This window comes from Pseudomonas protegens, assembly GCF_003363755.1.
Lineage (GTDB): Bacteria > Pseudomonadota > Gammaproteobacteria > Pseudomonadales > Pseudomonadaceae > Aquipseudomonas > Aquipseudomonas danubii.
Window position 1 is genome coordinate 1,339,370 of sequence record NZ_CP031396.1, and the last position, 26,163, is coordinate 1,365,532.

Below are 26,163 nucleotides of genomic sequence, written 5' to 3' on the forward strand. Positions count from 1 at the left end.
GCAACACCCCCACCATGCCCATCGGAACCGAGCTGGACGCCTCCCTGGCAGATGTACTGTCGATGCTGAAAAGAGCATTCCCGAACGGAGTCAGCCCAACCGATTACCGCCCTCTTCTGGCAGCGCTATATGAACATCTGTCAGATCGAAACCTGGCGAATGTCATCTCACAGCTCACCCACAAGGACCCGGATCTGGTCCTCAACGAGATCTACGAGGCCGTGACCAGCAAGAAACCGAAAGCCCAGGAGATAGCATCGCTAACTCAGCGCCTGAACCATCACGGAGCGTCTGAAACACTGGCCGACATCTGATGCATCGCCCCTCAAGAAGACCAGGACAATGAACTTCAGTGAATTTGAACAACTGCTGAATGCCAAGAAGAACCTCCATCCGATCTGGTTTGAGCTCCCTTCGGACAGCGCCGCCACCGAGGAGGACATCACCGAGGCTCAAAATGACCTGGCGCTGCGACTTCCTGTCGAGTACCGCCAGTTCCTGCTGAAGCATGGGGGCGGCTACTTTGCCTTGGGAATCGTCTACTCACTGGACAGAGACAGCGATTTCAACCTGGCCAGAATCAATCGACAACACCCACTGATTGGCAAGTGTCATCTGTTGTTTTCAGAGAACGGCTGCGGCGACTTCTACGGATTCCGGATTGAAAACACCCAATGCCTGGCAGAGGTGTGCTTTTTTGATCATGAAACCCAAGCATGGCAGCAGACCGGATACCCAGAACTGTTCAGCTTCCTGGCCGAAGTGGCCCTTTCGATCTGAACACCCCTAGCAACGACCTCCAGACTCGAAGTTCACGATCAGTCCGGCGCCGCTACAGCAGTCGCTGCCTGACCTTCAAATGCCGCGCATACCAGGGCCGGCGAGGCACCTTGCGCAGCAGATCGGCCAACTGCTTTTCATCCTCGATAAAGGTGATGCGCAGGGCCAGCTTCATGGTTTCCGGGTCCATCTCCACGGTCTTGCCGGTCTGTAATCCAGGGATGGTGCTGCAACCGTGGGTCACCGGCCCCAGCCAGGGATCGCCGGCCTCGACCCAGCGCCCCGGGGCGAACCAGGGCACGCCATTGACTTCCAGACGCTTGAGCTCGCCGGGATGGAAACGTTCGTGGGCACGGAACCAGTCCTCCAGGCGGTCGTCGATCCAGCCATGAAAACGCCAGAACACCGGGCTGACATGGGAGGAGAACGGATCGCCGAGAAAGTCGTTTTCCGGCTGGTACCAGCGCGGGGAAAAGTCCGCCGGATCGCGGGCCATGGGCACCGGTGCACCGCTGGAAGGATCACGCGGCACCGAGGCCCAGCGCATGTGCAGCCAGTCGTGCAGGCCCAGCTCGATTTCCGAGCCGAACTGACCCAGGGTCAGGTTCGCCAGGTAGCGCGGGTTGCGGTACTGCGACTCCCAGACCTGGAAGTTGCTGTGGTAGGTCTCGCCGGCCTTGATGTCGCTGACCCACTGGCTGTAGTCGTCATCGTCATCGGCCAGCCACGCCGGCGGCAGGGAACCGCCGTCATGGTTGTCGAAATAGCGGGCGAAACCCAGGCGATCACGCAGCAGTTCCGGCTGCGGCAGGGGGAAATGCTGCCAGGACGGCAAGTCCTGCATGGAACGCGCCGTGCCCAGCATGTGCCGATGCATGAAGAAGAAATCGATACCCGAGCCGTTGCGATCCTTCTTCGGACCGCGCGCATCGCGCTCCTGCCCCCGAGGACCGGGCTGCCAACCGATGCCGCGCAGGGCGTCACGCTTCTCTTCGGAAAGCCGGTGCCACTTGTCCCGGGTCGCGTGCCACAGCTGGTGGAACAACCGATGCTCGGGCGACACCAGCCAGGCCAGCAGCGTCGGGTTCAGGCCGATACGCTGGCGAGCCTCGGGAAACATCTGCTTGGTGGCGACAAAGCGGTTGTCCAAGGCGGGCAGCGCCAGGGGCCGGTCCAGGCGCTCGACACAGCCGCTCAGGGTGCCGCTGCCGGCGTTGGCGAAATCGGCCCAGACTTCATCCAGGCTCATCTTGAACTCATAAGTGGCGGCACCGTCCACCGCCGTGGCAGGAATCAATCGCCAGTACATCTCACCCGGCTGTGGGCTCACCAGGTCGGCAACGATCCGGTAGCGCGGCTCGGCGGCGCCGCGCAGGCCCTCGGCGGTATCCAGGTAACCGCGCAGGCCACGCCCGCGCTGGGCGATGTCGAGAAACACTTCCAAGTCCTGGCGCCCCAGGCCATCGAGCCCGGCATCGGCGCCTTCAAAGCGAATGCTCCAGATGCCCCGCAACTGGTCCGCCAAGCGTTGCCCGGCGGTATCCGCCAGCTCCACCGTGGCCTCGCCCGGGGTGATCGGGAATTCCTCACGCGTCAACTCGCGATGCACATAAAACGCCGCCGGCACGGCAGCGCCAGTCAGCGCCAAGCCCGCCATGAACCCTCGTCGAGAAATCGTCATTGCCCTACCTGTGTCAGCCCTGATGCAGGCTTTATCCAAGCTAGAACGTTTATTGCCCACGGAAATTTACCGCCCGCGCAGGGGACTTAAATTTCTTCGTCACTGGCTCGTTCTTCCCAGATAGCAAAGGCCCCCGTGCCTGCACCTTGACGGCGAAACCGACTGAGATGGCAATGACAAAACCACGTTCGAAGAAGGCTCTTTACATCGGCCTGCCGCTGGCCCTGGCGATTGGCGCCGGCGCCGGCTTCCTGGCCTGGGACTACTGGTTCAGGGACAACCCGGGCTACCCGGTCAAGGTGATGAAGCAGGCCGAAGAATTGCAGGAGCGCATCCTCTCCTTCGACAGCCACATTACCGTGCCCCTGGATTTCGGCAGTGCCGGCAACGAGGCCGACAAGGACGGCAGCGGCCAGTTCGACCTGGCCAAGGCCGGACGCGGGCGCCTGTCCGGCGCAGCCCTGACGATTTTCGGCTGGCCGGAAATCTGGAACGGCGCAAATGCCCCTCATCGTCCCACGGCGGGCTTTGTCGACGCCGCGCGCAACGAGCAGGAAGCGCGCTACAAGATCCTCACCGGCATGGTCCGCGACTTCCCCAACCAGGTGGGCATTGCCTATACCCCAGACGACTTCCGCCGCCTCAACGGCGAAGGCAAGTTCGCGGTGTTCCTCAGCATGCTCAACGCCTACCCCCTGGGCACCGATCTCGACCAGCTCGATCACTGGGCGGCCCGGGGCATGCGCATGTTCGGTTTCAGCTACGTGGGCAACAACGCCTGGTCCGACTCCTCGCGTCCACTGCCGTTCTTCAACGACACCCCGGACGCCCTCGGCGGCCTGTCCGACCTGGGCCGGCAGGCCGTGCACCGACTCAACGACCTGGGGGTGATCATCGACGTCTCGCAGATGTCGACCAAGGCCCTGGAGCAGGTCAGCCAACTCAGCCGCGCGCCCTTCGTCGCTTCGCACTCGGCGCCCCGGGCCCTGGTGGATATCCCGCGCAACCTCAGCGACAGGGAAATGCAGCTGATCAAGGACAGCGGCGGCGTGGTGCAGATCGTCGGTTTCCCCACCTACATCCGTCCCCTGAGCCAAGCGACCCGGGACAAGCTCAACGCCCTGCGCGCGCGTTTCGACCTGCAACCCTTGACCGGGCTGGAAATGGCCCTGATGCCCGGCGACGCCATCATCACCGTGTGGCCCGAACAGCGTTTCGGCGAATACGCCGGCGAGCTGTACAGCATTGTCGAAGCAGAACCCAAGGCCACCCTCAAGGACTTCGGCGACGCCATCGACTACGCCGTGAAGAAGATCGGCATCGACCACGTCGGCATCAGTTCGGACTTCAACGACGGCGGCGGCCTGGACGGCTGGAAGGATGTCAGCGAGGGCCGCAACGTCACCGCCGAACTGCTGCAGCGCGGCTACAGCGAAGCGGATATCGCCAAGCTCTGGGGCGGCAACTTCCTGCGGGTCTGGGAGCAGGTGCAGAAATCCGCCAAGCCCCTGGCCCATCGCTGATCCCCCCTTTTGCCAACCAGTGAAATGAGCTCATGACCGATCGCCGTACATTTCTCAAACAGGCCGGCATCCTCGCCGCCGGCCTGCCTCTGGGCGCCGGCGCCCTGGCCGCGTCCGGCACCAGCACTAGCGCCCCGCCCCCTGCGCCCAAGGACCCATGGACGCAACTGCGCCTGCTGTTCGACCAGGACCCGGACTCCATTCACTTTTCCAACTTCCTGGTGACCTCGCACCCAAGGCCCGTGCGTGAAGCCATCGAACGGCATCGCGCCAATATCGACCGCAACCCGGGGCTGGCCATGGACTGGGACCTGCAGGAACCCTGGAAACGCGAGGCCGAAGTGCGTCGATGGGCGGGCCGCTACCTGCAAGCCAAGCCCGGCCAGATCGCCCTCACCGGCAGCACCAGCGAAGGCTTGGCGATGATTTACGGCGGCCTTCACGTGCGGCCCGATCAAGAGATCCTGACCACGGTCCACGAACACTACGCCACCGAATACAGCCTGAATTTCCGCGTGGCCAAACAAGGCACCCAGGTGCGCAAGATCAGCCTGTTCAAGGACCCGCACCGGGTGTCCAAGGATGAAATCCTGGGCTCGATCAAGCGCAGCATCCGCCCCAATACCCGAGTCCTGGGCATGACCTGGGTGCAGTCGGGCAGTGGCGTGAAGCTGCCGATCGGCGAGATCGGCCAGTTGGTGGATGAGTTCAACCGCAACCGCGACGACAAAGACCGAATCATCTATGTGGTGGATGGGGTCCACGGGTTTGGCGTGGATAACCTGGACTTCCCCGACATGCACTGCGACTACTTCATTTCCGGCACTCACAAGTGGATGTTCGGCCCTCGCGGCACCGGGATCATCTGCGCCCGTTCCGAAGAGCTCAAGGACGTTACCCCCAGCGTGCCGACCTTTTCCGAGGACAACAATTTCGCTACCAGCATGACCCCCGGCGGCTACCACGCCTTTGAACACCGCTGGGCCCTGGATGAAGCCTTCAAGCTGCACTTGCAGCTGGGCAAGGCCCAGGTCCAGGCGCGCATCCACGCCCTCAACAGCTACCTCAAGCAACGTCTGCAGGAGCTGCCCCAAGTGGCGCTGGTCACCCCCCTGAGCCCCGAGCTGTCAGCGGGCTTCACCTTCTTCCGGATCAAGAATCAGGACTGCGACCAGTTCGCCGCCTACCTGATGGCCAATCGGGTGGTGGTCGATGCCGTGGACCGGGACGTCGGTCCGGTGATCCGTACCGCGCCTGGCCTGCTCAACGACGAACAACAGATCGATCGCTTCATGGACCTGCTGCGCAAAAAGGTCTGAAACCGCTCCTCCTTGCGCCCTGCGTCACTTTTAAAAAGAGAGTCATGATGAAACAGCATTCACTGAGCACCGCCCTCCGCCCGCCCCTGGCCAGCCTCTCCCTGGCCCTGCTGCTGAGCCTGTTGCTGCCGACCGCCGCCCAGGCCGCCGCCTCGCCCCAGCCGGGCAAGGTGTTCAAGGACTGCAAGGACTGTCCGGAAATGGTGGTGCTGCCCGCCGGCACCTTCACCATGGGTACCCCCGCTGACGAGGTCGGCCGCCAGGAGGACGAAGGTCCGATGCATGAAGTGACCTTCGCCAAGCCATTCGCCATCGGACGCTTCCAGGTCCTGGCCGGCGAATGGGCCACCTACCTGAAGGAAACCGGCTACCAGATGCCCGACGGCGACACGCGCCCCGGTCGCGAATGCAAGGCCGGTAAACCCCGCTACCCAGTCGGCCCGCGCCAACCGGCGGTGTGCATGGACTTCAACGAAGCCCAGGCCTACACCGCCTGGCTGTCCAAGCGCACCGGCCAGCACTACTACATCGTCAGCGAAGCCATGCGCGAATACGCGGCCCGCGCCGGCAGCACCGGCCCCTTCCCCTTCCCTTTCGACGAGGGCAAGGAATACAGCATTGCCAAGCACGCCAACACCTACGGCCCGGAAGACGGCTTCAGCTTCACTTCGCCCGCCGGCTCCTTCCCCCCTAACGCCTTTGGCGTCTACGACATGCACGGCAATGTCTACGAGTTCACCCCCGACTGCTGGCATGACAGCTATGTCGGCGCCCCCACCGACGGCAGCGCCTGGACCGAGCCCAACTGCAGCGTCCTGCAGATGCGCGGCAACGACTGGACCGAAGCGCCGATTTTTTCCCGCTCAGGCAACCGCAACAACATCTACCCCACCGATCGTGGTGACTGGCTGGGGTTCCGGGTTGCCCGCGACCTTTGACCCTTCCCCTCATCGACTGACGGAGACACACCATGAAAGCAGCTTTGTTCACCCTGTCGCTGAGCGACGGTTCCACCGCCAGCGTGCATGACGCCGAAGAGAACCAGGGCAGCCTGCACACCGAGGGCTTCGCGGCACTGACCTTTCGCAGCGATGGCGAACTGATCGAGATCGCCGGCGAGATTGCCCCCAACTACCCGGCCAGCGCGCTGCTGGCCTTGTTGGGCGGGCATTTCTGCTACAAGAAAAAGTCCGCCCAGGTGCGGGTTCGCCTGCGTGCCAGCCGCGACTTTGCCGTGTCAGCCATCCGCCAGGGGGTCTTTGACACCTTGCTCGCCGTCGATGCCCACCAGGTGGAGCTACAGTGCCGACGCAGTACCTTCTGGCAGCACCCGCTGCCCTGGCTCAGCGCTCCGGCCAGCGCCCACACCGCGCCCTTCTACCAGTTCAGCGGCGAGAAACGTCACCCGCAACGCCCGCCACTGCCCCAGGGCGAGGTGTACCGCCGTCGTCTGCCGGGGCTCAACACCGAGTTCAGCCTGCGCACCATCGATCCGGACCGTGACCTGCAAGCCTTCAATCGCTGGATGAACCTGGAGCAGGTGGCGTTCTTCTGGGAGCAGGCCGGCAGCCTCGACGAGCACGCCGCCTATCTGCAAGACATGCTCGCCGACCCGCGGGTCCATCCGCTGATCGGCTGCTACGACGACGAGCCCTTCGCCTACTTCGAAGTCTACTGGTGCAAGGAAGACCGCATCGCCCCCTACTACGACGTGCAGGACCACGACCGCGGCTGGCACGTGGTGGTGGGCGAGAACAAGCACCAGGGCATCGGCAAGCTCAAGGGCTGGTTCAATTCGCTGATGCACTACATGTTCCTGGATGATCCACGTACCCAGCGCATCCTTGGCGAACCGCGCATCGACCATGACCGGCAGATCGACTTCCTCAAGTCCCAGGGCTTCGGTCACTTGAAGGACATCCAACTGGCCCACAAGAAAGCCGCTCTGCTGCGCCTGGAACGCGAGTTCTTCTTCGATCGGCCACTTTGAGCTGATCCAGCGGTCGCTGCAGCCTCCCGGCAGCGACCGGCGCACGGCGCGACGCCGGGCCTGCGCTAAATCCCCCCAGTGCCACTTCGTCTTCTCTGCAACGGTCTTGAGTCAAGCCCCGTCCCGAACGCGACAGCCTCCTCAAGCCCGGCATTGCAGCGCACTGCACGCCGCGTCGCGCTGTGCACCCCGGACCCTTGCCCGTATGTCGATCCATTTCAGAGGAAGCGCACCAGATGAACCCGACGGCTGCACCCCGGCCCCCATGCCCCAACGCAAACCGCCTCTCACCCGCCCTTATCCGTGCTTGAACCAGGAGTCATCATGAACAGCCCTCCGCGTAGCCGCAGCGCCATCCGTGACCTGCTGGGCCTGCTCAAACCTTTCTGGCCCACCGTGGCCGTCTCGATCGTGCTGGGCATCATCGGCGGCCTGAGCATCACCGTCCTGCTGGCGACCATCAACCAGGCCCTGAACGGCGCCGACGGCCTCAGTCGCGGCGTGGTCCTGACCTTCGCCGGGCTGTGCCTGCTGGCGCTGCTGTGTTCGATTCTGTCGGATATCGGCAGCAACTACGTCGGCCAGCACATCATCAGCAAGCTGCGCAAAGACCTGGGGGAAAAAGTCCTCAGCGCGCCCATCGAGCAGATCGAACGCTATCGCAGCCATCGCCTGATCCCGGTACTGACCCACGACATCGACACCATCAGCGACTTCGCCTTCGCCTTTGCGCCACTGGCCATTTCCCTGACCGTGACCCTGGGCTGCCTGGGTTACCTGGCCCTGCTCTCATGGCCGATGTTCCTGCTGATGCTGGTGGCCATCGTGATTGGTTGCAGCGTGCAGTTTGTTGCGCAAACCAAGGGCATCAAGGGCTTCATGGACGCCCGGGATGAAGAGGACAACCTGCAAAAGCACTACAACGCCATTGCCGACGGCGCCAAGGAACTGCGCATCCACCGGCCGCGCCGCAACCGCATGTTCAACCAGCGGATCAAGCACAGCGCCGAGCACATCTGCAACAAACAGATCGAGTCGGTGAACATTTTCATCGTCGCCAAGACCTTCGGCTCCATGCTGTTTTTCGTGGTCATCGGCCTGGCCCTGGCCCTGCAGTCCTTCTGGCCCAACAACGACCGCGCAGTGATGAGCGGCTTCGTCCTGGTGCTGCTGTACATGAAGGGCCCCCTGGAATTGCTGATCGGCAACCTGCCGATTGTCAGCCGCGCCCAGGTGGCCTTCCGCCGCATCGCCGAACTGTCCGAGCGCTTCTCCTCCCCCGAACCGCACCTGCTGCTCAGTGAAACCGCAAGCCAACCCCAGACCGTGCACAGCCTGGAACTGCACGATGTGCGCTACGCCTTCCCGGCCGTCGAAGGCAGCGCGCCCTTTGCCCTGGGCCCGGTGAACCTGCGGATCAAGCAGGGCGACATCGTCTTCATCGTTGGCGAGAACGGCTGCGGCAAGACCACCCTGATCAAGCTGCTACTGGGCCTGTACCGACCCCAGGAAGGCGAGATCCGCCTCAACGGCCGCCCTGTCACCGCCGAGACCCGCGACGACTATCGACAACTGTTCACCACCATCTTTGCCGACTACTACCTGTTCGATGACCTGGTCCAGGGTGGCGAACAACTGCCCGAAGAGGCCGAACAGTATCTGCGCCGCCTGGAGATCGGGCACAAGGTGAGCATCCGCGACGGGGCCTTCACCACCACAGATCTGTCCACCGGGCAACGCAAGCGACTGGCGCTGGTCAACGCCTGGATCGAGGAACGCCCGGTGCTGGTGTTCGACGAATGGGCCGCCGACCAGGACCCGACCTTCCGGCGGATTTTCTACACCGAGCTGCTGCCGGACCTCAAACGCCTGGGCAAGACCATCATCGTCATCTCCCACGACGATCGCTATTTCGACATTGCCGACCAGTTGGTGCGCATGGAAGCGGGCAAGGTCAGTTGCGAACTCGAACCGGCCTGATTTTTTTCGTATCGGCTTTCCGGTTTTCGGGAAGTCGAACGTCTCATAACAAGTTTGAGAAACATTCACATTTAAAACGAATTCCCATTGCCGCTTAATAAGAGCAAATGAACATGCCAGCACCTCTTGGACTCACCCCCCTGAAAAAAGCCCTGCTCATGCGCCATGCGCTGCGGCCGAGCTTGCGTCCCTATCTGCTTGGGGCCGTATTGGCGCTGCCCTGTGCCGCCCAGGTACAGGCCCAGCAAGCCAATTTCGATATTCCTGCACAGTCCCTGGGCAGCGCCTTGCAGACTTTCGGCCAGCAAGCCGACCTGCAAGTGCTCTACAACCAGGACAGCGTCCAGGGCAAGCGCAGCACGGCGATCAAGGGCGCCTTGCAGCCCGACCAGGCCCTGTCGCAACTGCTGCGCGGGACCGGGGTGAGTTATCAGCGCCAAGGCAACACCGTGACCCTGGTGCAAAGCAGTGGGGCTGTGGAGCTGGGGACCATGAACATTTCCACTCAGGGGCTGGGGAGCACCACTGAGGGGACCGGTTCCTACACCACCGGACAAAGCAACTCGGCCACGCGCATGGACCTGTCGCTGCGCGAAACGCCGCAGTCGGTGAGCGTCATCACCCGCCAGCAGATGGATGACCAAGGGTTGACCGAACTGGCGCACGTCATGCAGCAGACCCCCGGGATCACGGTCAACCGCGAGAGCTCCGAAGGCTACGTGTATTACTCGCGGGGCTTTGAAATCCAGAACTTCCAGTACGACGGCATTCCCAGCCTGGGCACCGACGGCGGCAACATCCGCGACAACTACAGCATCGGCAACACCCTGATCTACGACCGTATCGAAGTGCTCAAGGGCGCTACCGGCCTGGTCAACGGCATCGGCTATCCGTCCGGGGTGATCAACATGGTGCGCAAGCGCCCCACCCGGGAATTCCAGGGCCACGTCGCCGCCGGCGCCGGTTCCTGGGACCGCTACACCAGCGAAGTGGACGTTTCCGGCCCGCTGGTGGAAGGCGGTGCGATACGCGGACGGATGGTGGCCGGCACCGGCAAGCGCAACAGCTTCATCGACTACCAGAAAGGTGAACAGAACGTTTTCTACGGCATTCTCGAAGGCGACCTGAGCGATTCCACCACCCTCAGCGTCGGCTACGACTACCAGAAGAACAACAACGACGCCACGACCAACACCAGTTTGCCGGTGTTCTACAAGAACGGTAATCGGATCAAGTTCTCCCGTTCCACCAACCCGGCGGACAAGTTCGCCTACCGCAACCAGGAAACCCAGCACGCCTTTGTCGGCCTCGATCACCAGTTCGACAACGACTGGACCTTCAAGGCGACAGTCAATACGCGCAAGTACACCTCGCGGGAAATCATCGCCGGCATGTCCAGCGAGCACGTCAATCTCGACAACAGCCAGGACTATGGCTACCTGCCGCCGGGCGGCGTGGCCAACTTCGGCTCCAACAGCGACGAGAAGTCCTTCGATGCCTACGCCAAGGGTCCGTTCGCGCTGTTTGGGCGCACCCACGAACTGGTGCTGGGCTACAACTATTCCCACGCCACCACCCGCTCCAAGCGTATCGACGGCACCACCACTGGAGTCATCGACGACGTGCTGAACTGGAACAACAGCATGCCCTACCCGACCGACTGGGCCTGGTGGTCGACCTTCGACATCAAGAGCACCCAGAAAGTCTCCTACGCAGCGGTGATCCTCAAGCCCACCGATGCCCTGAACTTCATACTCGGTGCCCGGGTCACCGACTACGACTGGCAGATCGATCGGGTCAACGCCCTGCGCCAACTGCCGAGCATCTCCACCACCAACTCCGGGGAAGTCATTCCCTATGCCGGCATCACCTATGACCTGGACGACTACCACACGGTCTACGCCAGCTACACCGACATCTTCAAACCGCAGCCCTACAGCCTGGACGTCAGCGGCAAGTCCCTGGAGCCGCTCACCGGTCAGAGCTACGAAGTGGGGGTCAAGGGTGAATACTTCGACCGTCGCCTGAACGCCAGCCTGGCGCTGTTCCAGCTCAAGCAGGATAACCTGGGCGAGAATACCGGCGTCATGGGCGTTGACGGCTTCGAGGCCATGCGTGCGATCAAGGGCGCCACCACCAACGGCGTCGAACTGGAAATGGCCGGTGAAGTGCTGCCGGACTGGAACGTCAACGCCGGCTACGTCTACCAGGAGTCCTACGACGCCAAGAACAAGCGCGTGGCCACCACCCAGCCACAGCACTTGTTCAAGGTAGCCACCACCTATCGCCTGCCTGGCGAACTGAACAAAGTCACCGTAGGCGGCAACATGCAATGGCAGAGCTCGACCTCCTTCGTCGACAACAGCTTCGTCGATGCCGCCTACAACCAACTGCCCAGCCACAAATTCACCCGTGCCAGCTACGCCGTGGTGGGCCTGATGAGCAGCTACGACTTCAACCAGAACCTCAAGGCCACGGTCAACCTGAACAACGTCTTCGACCGCAACTACTACAGCGGTATCGGCACCTACAACTCGATCTACTACGGCGACCCGCGCAACGTCATGTTCAACGTCAAATACAGCTTCTGATTCCCTCCAGTTGAACCCCTCCCTGCCCCGGTCACCGGGGCGGGGATTTTTTTGCCCGAGGCGCCAGCCTCGACCCGATGTTTCGCCCCCAGTCTTCGGCATTGCCATTGGATTTGCGCTCCGGCGAAGAGGCCCGCAAGCCATACAGCGCCCGAGCCAAAGCCTTGTTGGCAAGCCAGCTTCAGGGGAATGAGTGCGCGCGTTCAGCTTCAGGCCGGCCGCAAGGCCGCCGTCTGGCTCTTGATTTTGATCTTGATCTGAACGCCCCGTTAACCACTATGGCCGAACGCAGGCATTGAGCCGTGGGTAACCCGGCAGGGATGCCGGGTTAGGCGCCACCCGGCCGGGATGGCCGGTGGCGGCCCACGGATCAACGCCGGAGTTCGGGCATGCCTCGCTATGCGAGGCACCAAGTGGAGGGGCAAAGCCCTTTGGTTACTTTGGGGCCCCAAAGTGACTCGCCGTAAGGGCGAAACCGCCAGCCGCCGCACCCGCAGCAATGGATATGCCCCCTCCCAACCGCCAGCGGCCAGCCCCGCAGCAATGGACCTGTACTCCAACCCACGCCGCAAAAGCCCAACCACCACCAGATTTCCCCCATCCAAAAAAAACGGGAGAACAGTCACCTGTCCTCCCGCCCATCACACCAATCAACGATACCTAAACCCCTAACAGCACCTCCCGCCTAACCGGCGTCCCGCCCTGCTGCGCCAACACCTGCGCCAGCGACCGCTCCGCCGAACCATCGGCCAACAGCCAGAGCATCTGCACCAACTGCAGATTCAGCGCCTCTACCGCCGCCTCGCTGAAGGCATTGAGACGATGGTCATAGTGGAACTGCAACTGCCCCTTGAGCTCGACATACAAAGTCAACGCCGAACTGGTCTGCTCGAAGCTGTGCATGCTCTCCAGACGCAAATCACCGACATCCCCACCCGCCGACGCCGCACTGACCGGATAGTTCTCGAACACGATCACCGTGTCGCTCAACTCCCCGCCCGGCAACCCGGCCCAGCGTTCGATATCGCTCAAGGCACTGTAACCGTGCTCGCGCATCAGCAGGTTGCGCCCTTGCAGTTCCTGCAGCCAATCACCCATACGCTGACCCGGCTCGATACTGGCCACCAGCGGCACATCGTTGATGTACAGCCCCAACTGCTGCTCGATGCCCTTGAGCTGTGGCGGGCGTCCGGCGATGGTGGCGCCGCAGGCCACCGTCGACTGACCGCAATGCACATGCAGGAGCAACAGCCAGGCCGCCTGCACCAGGGTGTTGGCGGTGATCTTCTGCTGCCGGGCGAAACGGGTCAGTTGCTCGGTCTGGGCCTCGTCGAACTCGAAGTAATGCTGACGATGCCCACCCCGCTGCCGATCGCCCTGGGCCATCGCGCAGGCACTGAGCAAGGTCGGCACCTTCAGTGGCTTGAGCTGTTCACGCCAGAAGCGTTCGTCGGCCTGCTGGTCACGGGCCTGCAGCCAGGCAATGTAGTCATGGTAGCCAGCCGGTCGGTGACTGATGGCCTGCCCGGTGTAGGCCGCCAACACATCGTTGAACAACTGGAACCCGCTCCAGCCGTCCAACAGGATGTGATGGTTGGTACAGATCAGCCGGTAGCGTCCCTCCCCCAGCTTGATCGCCTGCAGACGCAGCAACGGCGCCTGGGACAGGTCGAAGCCCTTGAGCCGGTCAGCCAGGGCCAGACGCTCCAGCGCAGCGCTGCTCAACACAGTGCCGTCGAGCTCCTGGAACGGCACCTCGACCTGCTTGTGGACCACCTGCAGCGGCTGCACCAGGGACCCGCCCCAGACAAAACGGCTGCGCAGGATCTCATGGGTATCCATGGCCTGCTGCCAGGCCTGACGCAGTCGCTGCGGGTCGACGCCTTGCACATCCATGCACATCTGGTTGACGAAATCCCCCGCCTCATGGTCCTGCAACTCATGCTGCAACAAGGCCTGCTGCATCGGCGCCAATGGGTAGATGTCCTCGATCTGCGCCGGCACCAGCGTCAGGGCGTCGAGCTGTTCCTGGGTCAGCCGCGCCAGCGGGAAGTCCGATGGCGTAACGCCGCCGCGGGCCTGGCAGCAATGCTCCACCAGTGCCTGCAGCGCCTGGACATAGTCCTGGGCCAAAGACTCGATCTGCGCACTGTCGAACATGCGCTGACTGAAGCTCCAGTCCAGGCGCAACTGGCCGTCGTACACCTTGCCGCTGATGGACAGCCAGTTGCCCAGGGGCGCATCGATGCTGGCATCCGCGCCATGGGCCTCGGGCGCCGGAATGAATAGCGCCTGAGGATCATCGAAACTGCCGTCGAACTGCCCCAGGTAGTTGAAGGTGACCCGAGGCTGGGCAAGCCCCTGCAACGCCTCGCGACTGGCGGTATCCCCCAGGTAACGCAGGGCACCGTAGCCGATCCCCTTGTTGGGAATGGCCCGCAGCTGTTCCTTGATCCGCTTGATCGAAGACTCGGCGCTGTCCCCGGCGCTCAGGCGCACCGGGAACACCGAGGTGAACCAGCCCACGGTGCGGCTCAGGTCCAGGTCCTCGAAGAGTTGCTCACGCCCGTGGCCTTCCAGCTGGATCAGGGTCGACGGCTGTCCGGTCCACTGCCCCATGACCTGGGCCAGGGCCGCCAGCAACAGGTCGTTGACCTGGGTCCGGTAGGCGGCTGGAGCGCGTTGCAGCAAGCGTTGGGTGGTCGCGGCATCGAGCTGGACCTGCACGCTGCCAGCGTCGCGGCTCAAGGCCTGGGTGCCAGGTTCGACCCCAGGCAACGATGCCTGTGCGCCCGCAAGTTGCGCGCGCCAGTAGGCCAGTTCGGCCCGGGCCTCGGGCCCATGGGCATAGGCTTGCAGGCGTCGGCCAAAGGCCTGATAAGAACTGCTCTTGGCAGGCAACTGCAGCGCTTGCCCGGCCAGCGCCTGGGTGTAGGCGCTTTGCAGGTCCTCGAACAACAGGCGCCAGGACACGCCATCCACCACCAGGTGATGGGCCACCAGCAACAAGCGCTGAGTGGAGTCTGCCAGGGTCACCAACAGCGCCCGCAACAAAGGCCCGCGCTGCAGGTCGAGGCTGCACTGGACCTTCTCGCAGAGCTGCTCCAGCTCGGCGGCGTTGGCGGCTTCGGCCTGCCACAACAGGTCCGGACCGGGCCCGGACTGATCCAGCGGACCATGGCTGGCACTCCAGCCTGCGCTCCCCTGCTGGAACTGCAGACGCAATCCGTCGTGATGTTCAAGCAAGGCTCGCAAGCCCTGCTTCAGGGCCAGCGGGTTCAAGGGCGTGGCCGGAATCAGCAGCACCGACTGATTGAAATGGTGCCGCTGGGGAATCGGCTCGGCAAAGAACAGACGCTGGATCGGCAGCAGCGGCATGTCGCCGCTCACCAGTCCCTGGTCGATGTCGTCCTGCACCCCGCACTGCGCCACCGCCGCCAGCCCTCCGATGGTCTGTTGCTCGAACAGGTCCTTGGGGGTAAAGCGGATCGAGGCCTGACGCGCTCGACTGACCAACTGCAGGGAGATGATCGAGTCCCCGCCCAGCTCGAAGAAGTTGTCGGTCAGACCGACCTGCGCCAGCTTCAGCACGTCCTGCCAGATCTGTGCGAGGCGCTTCTCCAGATCGCTGCGTGGCGCCACATAGGCGTGGCTGGCCTGGACCATTTCCGGCATGGGCAGCGCCTTGCGATCCAGCTTGCCATTGGGCGACAGCGGCAAGCGTTCGAGAAACAGCCAATAGGACGGCACCATGTAGTCGGGCAGGCAGGCCTTCAACGTCTGGCGCAGGGTTTCACGCAACCTTTCCTGATCTTGCTCGTTCTCAAGCACGGTCGCGGCCGGCACCAGATAAGCCACCAGCCGCCGGCCATGGGCGGTGTCCTGGGCCAGAACCACCGCCTCGCTGACCTGTTCGTGGGCCATCAACCGCGCTTCGATTTCGCCCAGCTCGATGCGGAAGCCACGGATCTTCACCTGGTTGTCGATACGCCCCAGGTACTCGAACACCCCGTCACTACCCTGGCGCACCACATCCCCGGTGCGATACAGACGTCCCCCCAAGGGGCTGTAGGGATCGGGAACAAAGCGTTCGGCGGTCTGCGCGAAACGCTGCAGATAACCTCGCGCCAAGCCATTGCCGCCGATGTACAGCTCTCCGGCGACCCCCACTGGCAAGGGATTGAGATCGGCATCCAGGACATAGGCGCTGCGCTCGCCGACGCAATGGCCGATGGGCGCATAAGCAGCCTTGCAAGGCTCACCGGCAGCGGTTTTCCACACCAGCGGCGTGACCACGGTTTCGGTGGGCCCGTAACCGTTGATCATGTACTGGGGACGCAACACCTGCTGGACCAGCTCGAAGCTGGCCTGCGGCATGGCATCGCCGCCAAAGCTGTAGAGGCGCATGGGCGGCGGATTGCCGACCCGCTGCACATGTTCCGCCAACTGATGCAGGTACGCCGGAGGAAAACCGGCCATGGTCACGCCATGGCGGCGAATCGCTTCACAGGTCTGCTCCGGGGTCCACAGGCTGTCGTCACGCAGCAGCAGGCTGGCGCCGCAGACAAAGGCGGTCAGCCAGCGTTCATGAGCGCCGTCGAAGGAAAACGACAGGAAGTGCAGTTCACAGTCCTCGGGCGTCATGCCATAGCGTTCGCCGGTGGTGCGACAGTGCATCGCCAGCGGACCATGGGCCACGGTCACGCCCTTAGGCTGACCGGTGGAACCCGAGGTGTAGATCACATAGGCCAGGCTCTCTGGCGCCACTGTTACCGCAGGCGCGGTCAGCGGATGCTGCCCGACCTCCAGGCGCGACAGATCGAGCACCGCCAGACCGGCGGCCGAAGGCAGGCGCTGCAACGACTCGGTGTCACTGAGCAACAGGGCCATGCCGGAATCCGCCATGAGGTAGGCCAGGCGGTCGGCTGGGTAGCTCAGATCCAGCGGCACGAAGGCGCCGCCGGCCTTGAGCACCGCCAGCAAGGCCACCAGCAGCCCCTCGCCCCGGGGCAATGCCACGCCGACCCGGACCTCCTGGCCGACCCCACGGGCCACCAGTTCATGGGCCAGGCGGTTGGCCCGCTGGTCCAGTTCTGCGTAAGTGAAGCGTTGCCCGGCAAACAGCACCGCCTGACGCTCCGGCCAGCGTTGTGCGAGGGCACCGATGCTCTCGTGTACCGCCGGCTCGATCCCCGGCGCGACGGGCGCTATGCATTGGCTCGCCGTCTCGGCCGGGGTCAGCAGCTCGATGGCGCCCAGTTGCAACTGGGGGTTATCAATCAGTTGCGCCAGCAGGTGCAGCAGATGGCCGTTGAGGCGCTCGATCACCGCCGCGCTGAAGGCCTCCCGGGCATAGCCGTAGCTGATGCTCAGGCGCTGCTCCAGCGCCACCGCCACCGACAACGGATAGTTGGTGCGTTCACGACTGTGCACGGCACCGAAGCGCACGCTGGAAGCCTCCTCCTGCTCCAGGGCCTGGGCCACCGGGTAGTTGTCGAAGACCAGCAGGGTATCGAACAGCGCTTCACCGCTGCTGCCGGCCCAGCGCTGGATATCGTTGAGCGGCGTATGTTCGTATTCGCGCAGTTGCAGATTGTGCGCCTGCACCTGTTGCAGCCACTGCGCCACGCTCATTTGCGCATCGGGGGTGGCGATCACCGGCAAGGTATTGATGAACAGACCGATCTGCTGCTCGATCCCCGGCAGCTCCGAAGGACGCCCCGCCACCGTCGCGCCAAAGGCCACGGTGCTCTGTCCGGTATAGCGCTGCAACAGCAGAAGCCAGGCCGCCTGCAACAGGGTGTTGGCGGTGACTTTCTGCTGCCGGGCGAAGGCCACCAGGCGCTCGGTCCACGGCTGGGTCCAATCATGGTGGAACTCGCCATGGCCGGCATCCGCGCCCGGGTTTTCCAGGGCGATGCTGCCTGCCAGCCGGGTCGGGGTCGACAAACGCCCCAGTTGCTCGCGCCAGAAACGTTCACAGGCGCTCAGATCCTGGCGTTGCAGCCACTGGATGTAGTCGCGATAACGCCCCGGAGCCTGTGGCGGCACCACCCCGGCGTAGCGTTGCAGGACCTCGTTCATCAACTGCGAACTGCTCCAGCCATCCATCAGGATGTGGTGGTTGGTGTAGATCAGTTGGTAGTCCTGGGCCGTGGTCTGCACCAGGCACAGGCGCAACAACGGTGCACGGTCGAAATGCGCACACAGGCTGCGTTCTTCGCCGGCCAGCGCGTCAAGGGCAGGCTCGCTGGCCTGCCCGTCCGACCAGTCGAGCACCCGGAACGGCAGCACCAGCTGACGCTGGACAATCTGCACCGGTTGCTCCAGCTCCGCTTGCCAGTGGAAAGAGGTACGCAGGATGTCGTGGGCCTGCAGGGCATCTTCCCAGGCCCGGCGGAAACGCTGCGGGTCCAGGCCCTGCACCGACACCCGGAGCTGATTGACGTAATCGTCGCTGGCCTGCTCGTAGAGGGTGTGGAACAGCATGCCCTGCTGCATCGGCGACAAGGGGTACAAGTCGGCGATGGTACGTGGGGCCACCGGCAGCGCATCCAGCTGAGCCTGGTTCAACCCGGCCAGGGGGAAGTCCGATGGCGAGACGCCCGCCGAGGTATCCAGGGTGCAATGCTCGATCAGCGCCTGCAGTTCCAGCAGGTAATCATCGGCCAGGCGCTGAACCGTCTGCGGCTTGAACAACTGATGGCTGAAGCTCCAGCTCAGGGACAGTTCGCCCCCATAGACCTGGCTGTTGACCGTCAACCAATTGCTCAGTGGCGCCTCGTGGTGACGTTCGTCACCGGCCGCTTCCGGCGCCGGAGCCAAGAGTGACTGCGAGTCGAAGCTCTGGTCGAACTGCCCCAGGTAGTTGAAGGTGATCCTCGGCTGCGCAAGCCCCTGCAGGCGTTCGCGGACCGCGTCCGGCCCCAGGTAACGCAACGCGCCATAACCCAGGCCATTGGCCGGGACCCGACGCAAGTCCTCCTTGACCGCCTTGATCGAATCCGAGAGTGGCTGCGCCGGAGTCAGGCACAGCGGATAGAGACTGGTGAACCAGCCCACCGAACGCGACAGGTCGACATCGGCAAACAGTTCCTCGCGCCCGTGACCTTCCAACTGCACCAGCATCTGCGAATGCCCGGTCCAACGGCAGATCACGCGCGCCAGGGCGGCCAGCAACAGGTCGTTGATCTGTGTGCGATAGGCCTTGGGGGCTTCCTGCAACAGCTGGCTGGTCAGCTCCCGAGGCAGCCGGGCATTGATCGCCGTGCCATGGCACGCCAGGTTCGCCCCGGCGGGATAGTCCAGGGGCAGGCCCTGAGGCGCCTGCTCCAGTTGCCGGCACCAGTAATCCAGTTCGTCGGTGTGCCCAAGGCGCTGCGCCCAGTCTTGCAGGTGCACGGCCCAATCCTGGAAAGCACTGGTCTTGGACGGCAGGACCGGCACCGCACCCTCGGCCAACTGCCGATAAAGGCTTTGCAGGTCCTCCAGCAGAATCCGCCAGGACACGCCGTCCACCACCAGGTGATGGATGACCAGCAGCAAACGCTGGCTGCCATCGTCCAGGTCCATCAGCACCGCGCGCAACAGAGGCCCCTGTTCCAGGTCGAGACTGCTCTGGGCCTGTTGGCCCAGTGCCTGAATAGCTGCGGCATCCGCCACCCACTGCCGCCAGAGGCTGACCGGCTCGGGATGCTCCTGGTGTTCGGCCTGCCAGAGGCCGGCGTGCTGTCGGTACCTCAGGCGCAACGCATCGTGCTGCACCAGCAGTTGGTTCAGGGCGCGCTCCAGCAGCGGCACCTGCAACGGCTCGCGAGGGGTCAGCAGCAGCGACTGGTTCCAGTGCTGGCGCTGGGGAATGTCGCTGGCAAAAAATACCTGCTGGATCGGCGTCAGCGGCATCGGGCCACGCACCGGTCCCTGATCGATGAACAAGGCCGTGCCTTGCTTGGCCACCGCTGCCAGCTCAAGAATGCTCTGGCTGCGGAACACGTCCCGGGAGGAAATCTGCAAGCCCGCCTGGCGTGCGCGGCTGACCATCTGGATGGCGATGATCGAGTCGCCACCGAGTTCGAAGAAGTTGTCGTTGATACCGATTCGCGGCTGGTTCAAGACCTCCTGCCAGATATCCACCAGTGTCTGTTGCACGGGGTTCTGTGCCGCACGGTAGAGGTCCTGCGGACGGCCCTGCTCAGGGCGCGGCAAAGCCTGGCGATCCAGCTTGCCGTTGGGGCTCAGGGGCAGCGCCGGCAGCAACAGCAGATGGCTGGGCACCTGATGGGCCGACAGGTGCGCGTTCATGTGCTGCTTGAGCCCTTCCTTGCACTGATCCGGGTCGAGCCCGGACTGGCACACCAGATAGGCCACCAACTGCTTGCCCTGGGGTCCATCCAGGGCCAGTACCGCACACTCGCGCACCCAGGGATGACTGTGCAGGCAGGCCTGGATTTCTCCCGGCTCGACCCGGAAGCCACGAATCTTGATCTGCTGGTCGATGCGCCCGCAGAACTCGATGCTGCCGTCGCGGCGGTAGCGCACCTGATCGCCAGTGCGGTACAGGCGGGCGCCGCCCTGCGGGTCGAAAGGATCGGGGATGAAGCTGGCAGCGGTCAGCTCAGGGCGCCGATGGTAATCACGGGCCAGTCCGGCACCGGCCAGATACAGTTCGCCCAGGCTGCCGACGGCGGCCGGCTGGCCTTCGCTGTCCAGCACATAGGCGCGGACATTGGCCAGTGGCCGGCCCAGGGGAATCGACGCAGCCTGGGACCAGTCGCCCTCCACGGCCTGGGTCAGGGCGCCCACGGTGCTTTCGGTCGGCCCGTAGTGGTTGACGATCCGGCACTGCGGCGCCAGGCGCTGGATGCGCTCAACCAGGCTCACCGGGCAGGCTTCGCCACCCAGCACCAGGCACTGACGTGGCAGCACCGCGCCATTGTCCTCACCCAACAGCGCCGCCAGGTGCGAGGGGACAATTTTCAGCACATCGATCTGTTGCTGTTGCAGGTACTGGCCCAGGCCCGCACCGTCCACCGCCAGATCGGCGCTGATCACATGCAGCGCCTGGCCGCCGCACAGGGCACCGAACAGCACCGTGTGCCCAAGGTCCGCCGCCGGCGTGGACACCAGCGCCATGCTGCGGGCCGACGCCAGCGGCAGACGCTGATGAATGGCCGCCACGTAGTTGGCCAGGGCGCCGTGGCTGATGGTCACGCCCTTGGCCCGCCCCGTTGAGCCAGACGTGAAGATCACGTACGCCAGGTGTCCGGGAGCCGTCAGGGGTTCGAGGTTGTCGGCACTCAGGGCCTGGCGTGCCGGCGAATCCTCGAGGGGCTCGATACAGAGCCCGGGCAGATCGGCAAAACGCCCGATCAGCTGCTGTTGGGCCAGCAACTGGGTAATCCCGCTGTCCTCGATCATGCCGTTGAGGCGTTCCTGCGGGTATTCGGGGTCCAGAGGCACGTAGGCGCCGCCGGCCTTGAGCACCGCCAGCAGGCCCACGATCATCTCGATCGAGCGTTGCGCGGCAATGCCCACCAGCACATCCGGCCCCACGCCGCGTTCGCGCAGCTGACGCGCCAGGCGGTTGGCCTGCGCATTGAGCTGTTGATACGTCAGTTGCTGCCCGGCGCAGACCACGGCCGGCGCATCGGGGCTGCGCAGCGCATGCGCCTCGACACAGGCCGGTACCGACAAGGGTGGACGCTCAAAGGCGCTGCCGAGGTTCCACTGCTCCAGTATCTGCGTGCGCTCTGCCGCATCGAGCATCGGCAGTTCGCCCAGGCGACGCTGCGGTTCGCGCACCACCGCCTGCAACAGGTTGTGCCAATGCCGGGCCATCTGCTCGATGGTCTGCGGGTCGAACAGGTCGCTAGCGTAGACCAGCGCCCCCTGCAGGCGTCCGCCTTCTTCATGGGTGTTGAAGGTCAGGTCGAAGCGCACGGCTTCGCTGTCGCTGGCCAGGGCCTCGATCTTCAGCCCGGGAATCTCCACCCGCGCGCCTTCGTTGTCCCCCGCCAGGTGGTTGTAGAGCACCTGGAACAAGGGGCTCTGGTTCAAGCTGCGCTCAGGCTGCAGGGCATCGACCAGTTGTTCGAACGGCAGGTCCTGATGCGCCTGGGCCTCCAGCACCCGGGTCTTGACCTGGGCCAGCAAGGCACTGAATGACTGCTGCGGGTCGATCTCGGCCTGCAGCACCTGGGTGTTGACGAAAAAGCCGATCAGCCCCTCGACTTCGGCCCGCGTGCGGTTGGCCACCGGCGTGCCCACGCGAATGCTGCGGGCACCGCTGTAGCGCTGCAGCAGCACCTGCAGGGACGCCAGCAGCACCATGAACAGGGTGCAGCCGGTACTCGCGGCCAGTTCGCGCACACCGCGGTCCAGGTCCTGATCGAAGACCATGGCGTGGCGCCCGCCCCGGGCACTGCGCAGCGGCGGGCGCGGCCGGTCCAGAGGCAGTTCCAGGGTCAAGGGTTCGCTGCCCAGGCGCTCGCGCCAGTACTGCAGCTGCCGCTCGGCTTCACCGGCTTCCAGCCACAGGCGCTGCCAAACGGCGAAGTCGGCGTACTGCACTGCCAGCGGCGCCAGGTCCGGCGCGCGCTGGTATTGGCGCCAGTGCACATAGGCGCTGGTCACCTCGCCCACCAGGATCGGCAGCGACCAGGCATCACTGATGATGTGATGGGTACAGAACAGCAGCACATGTTCCTGGGGCCCGAGCTTGATCAGGGTCGCCCGCAACAGCAGGTCGTGCTCCAGGTCGAAGGGGCGTTCGCCCTGCTCCGTCACCTGTTCGGCCACCTGTGGGCCGGCGTCCTCAAGGTGGCTGTAATCCAGCCGTTGCAGGAGGAATTCGCGCTGCGGATGAATCACCTGCATCACTTGCTGGCCGTCCAGGCTGAAGGTGCTGCGCAGCACCTCATGGCGGTCGATCAGGTACTGGATACTGCGTTGCAGATCGGCGTCCTGCAGGTCGCCCTGCAAGCGCAGCACCGCCAATTGGTTGTAGGCGCTGGAGGTGGGCTCCAGTTGCCAGAGAAACCACAGGCGCTGCTGGGCATAGGACGCGCACATCAGCGTCTGGTCCTGGCTGCGCCCAGGGATCGGCAACAGGTCCAGGGACAGCCCCTGCTCGATCATCTTGCGCTGCAAGGCGCTACGCTCCTGGGGGCTGAACGCGGCGAACCGCTTGGACAGCGCCAGCATGCGCTCGGGTAACGGATTCATCACTCCTGGGCCTCCGCAAACAGGGCTTCCAAGGCATCGACCTTGTCCCCTGTCACCCCGGAATCACGATGCAGCTCGACCTGTCGGGCCAGCAGCTCCACCGTTTCGCCCTCAAAGAACACCCGCAGCGGCAAGGACAGGTTGAGCTCGCTTTGCACCTTGGAGCGAATGCGCGTGGCCAGCAGCGAGTGGCCGCCCAGGGCAAAGAAGTTGTCATGCACACCGACCCGCTCCAGTTGCAGCGCCTCTTGCCAGATGGCGGCCAGGGTGGCCTCCAGCTCGTTGCGCGGCGCCACATAGGCGCTGCCTTGCAGCTCCAGAGCGCTCAGGGCGTTACGGTCCAGCTTGCCGTTGGGGGTCAGGGGGAAACGCTCCAGGACACTGAGGAACGACGGCACCATGTACTCGGGCAACTGCTCGCGCAGCTGGGCCAGCAGGGCCTGCTCCTGGGCCTCGCGGTCGTCGACCTGGGCCAGCACCACATACGCCACCAACTGTTTGCCGGCCGCCGTGTCCCGGGCCACGACAGCGGCTTCGCGCACATTGGCAGCTTGCCCGAGCAGGCTTTCGATCTCGCCCAGCTCAATGCGAAAGCCTCGGATCTTCAGTTGGAAGTCAATCCGACCGAGGTAGTCGAGCGTGCCCTGGGGCAAGCTGCTGACCCGGTCCCCGGTGCGATACAGGCGCGCACCGGGGGTGCTGGCGAACGGGTCCGGGAGGAAGCGACTGGCGGTCAGGGCCGGACGCTTGAGGTAGCCACGGGCCAGGCCCGGACCTCCGATGAACAGCTCGCCCTCGCGACCGATACCGGCCAGTCCGGCTTCTTCATCCAGCACCCGCAGTCGCGTACCGGCGATAGCGCCACCGATGGCCACCCGCTCATCCACAGGCGGCTGCTCCACGGCGAAAGCCGAACACCAGACCGCACTTTCCGAAGGGCCGTATTCATTCACCAGCAAGGTCTCGGGCAGCCGTTCCCGGTGCCGCAGGGCCAGCTCCACCGGACAGGCTTCGCCGGCCACGATCACACAGCGCAGTGACGGCTGCTGCAGGGCTTCGAGGATTTGCGCATAGAACGATGGCAGGGCCAGAAAGTGGGAAATCCGCTGCGCGTCGATGAGCTCGGCGACCTGCTGCGGGTCCTTGTGCTGTTCTTCGCTGGGCAGGTACAAGGTCGCGCCCTGGCTCAGGGTCCAGAAGATCCCCGCCACGGAGCTGTCGAAGGAGAACGAGGACAGCATCAGGAAACGTTCCAGGGGCGCCTGGTAGAACGCGCCGCGGGCCAGGGTCGAGGTGCTGGCATTGGCGTGGGACACCATCACGCCCTTGGGTTTGCCGGTGGAGCCCGAGGTATAGATGACATACGCCAGGTTGTCGCCCGTGCTGCGGCTGGGCAGCGCTTGGGCGTTGCCGCTCAACAGTTGAGGGTCCAGGCTGATCTGGGGCAGGTCGGCCGGCAGGACGATGTCCGGATGCAGGGGTTGCAGGCTGATCAGGCAGCGCACCGCTGCGTCCTCGAGCATGAAGGACAGGCGCTCGCTGGGATAGGCCGGGTCCAGCGGCAGGTAGGCGCCACCGGCCTTGAGAATCCCCAGCAGGGCCACCACGATCTCGATGGAACGCGCCCCATAGACCCCGACGATGGCGTCGCTGTCGACCCCTTGCTGGCGCAAGCTGTGGGCCAGCTGATTGGCCTGACGGTCGAGCTCGGCGTAAGTGATTTCCCGGCCATCGACATGGATCGCGGCACGCTCGGGAAAGGCCCGGGCGGCCTCTTCGAACAGCTGGTGCAGCAGCGGTGCATCGGCGGCGCTCAGGTCCGCGCTGCGATCGAAATCCTGCAACAGGCGCTGCGCCTGATCAGCGCTGACCAACGGCAATTGCTCAAGGGTCAGGCTGCTGTCCGCGGCGGCCGCTTTGAGCCACTGGGCGAACTGTTCGAGCCAGGCGGCAGGCAGGCCGTCGGGCAGCAGACGGGGCTGCCAGCTCAGTTGCAGCGACAGCTGGTCGGCCTCGGCCCAGGCCTGCAGGTGCAGCTTCTCGAAGTACGCCCGATCAAGGAGCAGCTCCTGCACCTCGGCGCCTTCGCTGTAGGAGCAACCCAGGTCCAGGGGACGGGGCTGCTCGGCGCCGAACGCTTCCAGCTCGTTCAGGCAATCCTGCCAAGAGCGGCTCAGGTCCAGCTGATGACGGAACGCCTGCAGGTTGTCCTGCAAGGTGGCTTGGGGCTGCAACGTGACGGCCACGGGCAGGCGCCGGCTGAAATGGCCCAGGGTCTGCTGCAACTGGTCGCTGCGACCGTCCACGGTCAGCGCCACCAACAGCGAGTCCTGCTGGCTCAGCCCGGCGAGGAAACCGGCCCAGAGGAACAGCAGGCTGTCCTCGACACTCAGCTCGGCCGCACTGGCCAATTGGCGCAATGCCGGTGCCAGATCGGTGTCCAGGCGGCATTCCTGCAACTGCGGCGCAAAGTCCAGGCGGCGCTCGAACGGCAGGCGCACGCCCGGCTGCTGTCCGGCATACAGAGTGCGCCAGAACTGCAGGCCTTCGCGACCGATCGCCTCCTCCCCCAGCTCGCTCTGCCAGGCGGCGTAATCGGCGTACTGCAGGCTGTCGAACGCTGGCAACTGCCGTCCCGCGCACAGTTGCTGCAGTTCGGTCATCAGCAATGAAAGAGACTGGCGGTCACAGCTGGCCAGGGTCACGCTGATCAGCAACTGACGATCCAGCAGCGAGGCCACCAGGGGCACTTCGGCCAGGGCCAGGCGATCCTCGGCACGGGCCTGTTGCAGGCTGCGCCCCGCTTCCAGCGACAGGCGCAGGCGCACCTGGGGGGTGATTTCCTGCACCGGTTGCTTGAAGCCGGGCACCTGCCGGTAGCGGGTGCGCAGGATTTCGTGGCGCTGGCACACCTCGTTCAGTGCGGCCTCCAGCACAGCACGCTCGGGCGGCGTGTCGAAGGACAGGAGCGCCTGCGCCGCCAGCGGCTGGCCCAGGTACTGCTGCTGGGAAAGAATCGCGGCCTGCTGGGCCGAAATCTGAAACGTCTCTGCTTGGGAAAAGTCGGTCATGCTGA

At 64.3% G+C, this 26,163-nt stretch carries 11 protein-coding genes; 8 read left to right on the forward strand and 3 right to left on the reverse strand.

The window, feature by feature from the left end:
* Positions 1-14 precede the first annotated feature (14 nt).
* Together DWF74_RS05705 and DWF74_RS05710 are read left to right on the forward strand one after the other, a co-directional pair.
* Positions 15-314 (forward strand): DUF3349 domain-containing protein, encoded by a 300-nt coding sequence (locus tag DWF74_RS05705; RefSeq protein ID WP_115580558.1) that lies wholly within the window; start codon positions 15-17, stop codon positions 312-314.
* A gap of 28 nt (positions 315-342) precedes the next feature.
* A complete protein-coding gene (locus DWF74_RS05710) occupies positions 343-780 on the forward strand; it encodes an SMI1/KNR4 family protein (RefSeq protein ID WP_115580559.1) in 438 nt (145 codons plus the stop codon).
* A gap of 52 nt (positions 781-832) precedes the next feature.
* On the opposite strand, the gene DWF74_RS05715 is transcribed toward DWF74_RS05710, so the two are convergent.
* Entirely contained in the window at positions 833-2,461 is a 1,629-nt protein-coding gene (locus DWF74_RS05715; RefSeq protein ID WP_115580560.1) for a PvdJ/PvdD/PvdP-like protein, read from the reverse strand.
* Between the two features lie 173 nt (positions 2,462-2,634).
* Between DWF74_RS05715 and pvdM the strand changes: the two genes are divergently transcribed.
* The 6 genes from pvdM (at position 2,635) to DWF74_RS05745 (ending at position 11,864) form a co-directional block, all read left to right on the forward strand.
* The gene (gene pvdM, locus DWF74_RS05720) at positions 2,635-3,984 is read left to right on the forward strand and encodes a pyoverdine-tailoring dipeptidase-like protein PvdM (RefSeq protein ID WP_115580561.1); all 1,350 of its coding nucleotides are present in this window, start codon (positions 2,635-2,637) and stop codon (positions 3,982-3,984) included.
* A 32-nt stretch (positions 3,985-4,016) separates the two neighbouring features.
* Entirely contained in the window at positions 4,017-5,303 is a 1,287-nt protein-coding gene (locus tag DWF74_RS05725) for an aminotransferase class V-fold PLP-dependent enzyme (protein WP_115580562.1), read from the forward strand.
* Between the two features lie 47 nt (positions 5,304-5,350).
* Positions 5,351-6,241: a formylglycine-generating enzyme family protein gene (locus tag DWF74_RS05730; protein WP_060840281.1), complete on the forward strand. Its 891-nt coding sequence runs from the start codon at positions 5,351-5,353 to the stop codon at positions 6,239-6,241.
* 32 nt (positions 6,242-6,273) lie between these two features.
* Positions 6,274-7,293: a GNAT family N-acetyltransferase gene (locus tag DWF74_RS05735; RefSeq protein WP_060840282.1), complete on the forward strand. Its 1,020-nt coding sequence runs from the start codon at positions 6,274-6,276 to the stop codon at positions 7,291-7,293.
* Between the two features lie 324 nt (positions 7,294-7,617).
* Positions 7,618-9,273, forward strand: a complete 1,656-nt coding sequence (locus DWF74_RS05740) for a cyclic peptide export ABC transporter (protein WP_060840283.1) — start codon at positions 7,618-7,620, stop codon at positions 9,271-9,273.
* A gap of 113 nt (positions 9,274-9,386) precedes the next feature.
* The gene (locus DWF74_RS05745) at positions 9,387-11,864 is read left to right on the forward strand and encodes a TonB-dependent siderophore receptor (RefSeq protein WP_159426431.1); all 2,478 of its coding nucleotides are present in this window, start codon (positions 9,387-9,389) and stop codon (positions 11,862-11,864) included.
* Between the two features lie 660 nt (positions 11,865-12,524).
* Here DWF74_RS05745 and DWF74_RS05750 read toward each other — a convergent pair.
* A complete protein-coding gene (locus DWF74_RS05750) occupies positions 12,525-23,087 on the reverse strand; it encodes a non-ribosomal peptide synthetase (RefSeq protein WP_115580563.1) in 10,563 nt (3,520 codons plus the stop codon).
* Entirely contained in the window at positions 23,087-26,158 is a 3,072-nt protein-coding gene (locus tag DWF74_RS05755) for a non-ribosomal peptide synthetase (RefSeq protein ID WP_115580564.1), read from the reverse strand. The genes DWF74_RS05750 and DWF74_RS05755 overlap by 1 nt, the downstream gene beginning before the upstream one ends.
* Positions 26,159-26,163: the final 5 nt, after the last annotated feature.

Coding starts and splice junctions, on each gene's coding strand:
- DWF74_RS05705 (WP_115580558.1), top strand. CDS start 15: ATGCCCATCGGAACCGAGCTGGACGCCTCCCTGGCAGATGTACTGTCG.
- DWF74_RS05710 (WP_115580559.1), top strand. CDS start 343: ATGAACTTCAGTGAATTTGAACAACTGCTGAATGCCAAGAAGAACCTC.
- DWF74_RS05715 (WP_115580560.1), bottom strand. CDS start 2,461: ATGACGATTTCTCGACGAGGGTTCATGGCGGGCTTGGCGCTGACTGGC.
- pvdM (WP_115580561.1), top strand. CDS start 2,635: ATGACAAAACCACGTTCGAAGAAGGCTCTTTACATCGGCCTGCCGCTG.
- DWF74_RS05725 (WP_115580562.1), top strand. CDS start 4,017: ATGACCGATCGCCGTACATTTCTCAAACAGGCCGGCATCCTCGCCGCC.
- DWF74_RS05730 (WP_060840281.1), top strand. CDS start 5,351: ATGAAACAGCATTCACTGAGCACCGCCCTCCGCCCGCCCCTGGCCAGC.
- DWF74_RS05735 (WP_060840282.1), top strand. CDS start 6,274: ATGAAAGCAGCTTTGTTCACCCTGTCGCTGAGCGACGGTTCCACCGCC.
- DWF74_RS05740 (WP_060840283.1), top strand. CDS start 7,618: ATGAACAGCCCTCCGCGTAGCCGCAGCGCCATCCGTGACCTGCTGGGC.
- DWF74_RS05745 (WP_159426431.1), top strand. CDS start 9,387: ATGCCAGCACCTCTTGGACTCACCCCCCTGAAAAAAGCCCTGCTCATG.
- DWF74_RS05750 (WP_115580563.1), bottom strand. CDS start 23,087: ATGAATCCGTTACCCGAGCGCATGCTGGCGCTGTCCAAGCGGTTCGCC.
- DWF74_RS05755 (WP_115580564.1), bottom strand. CDS start 26,158: ATGACCGACTTTTCCCAAGCAGAGACGTTTCAGATTTCGGCCCAGCAG.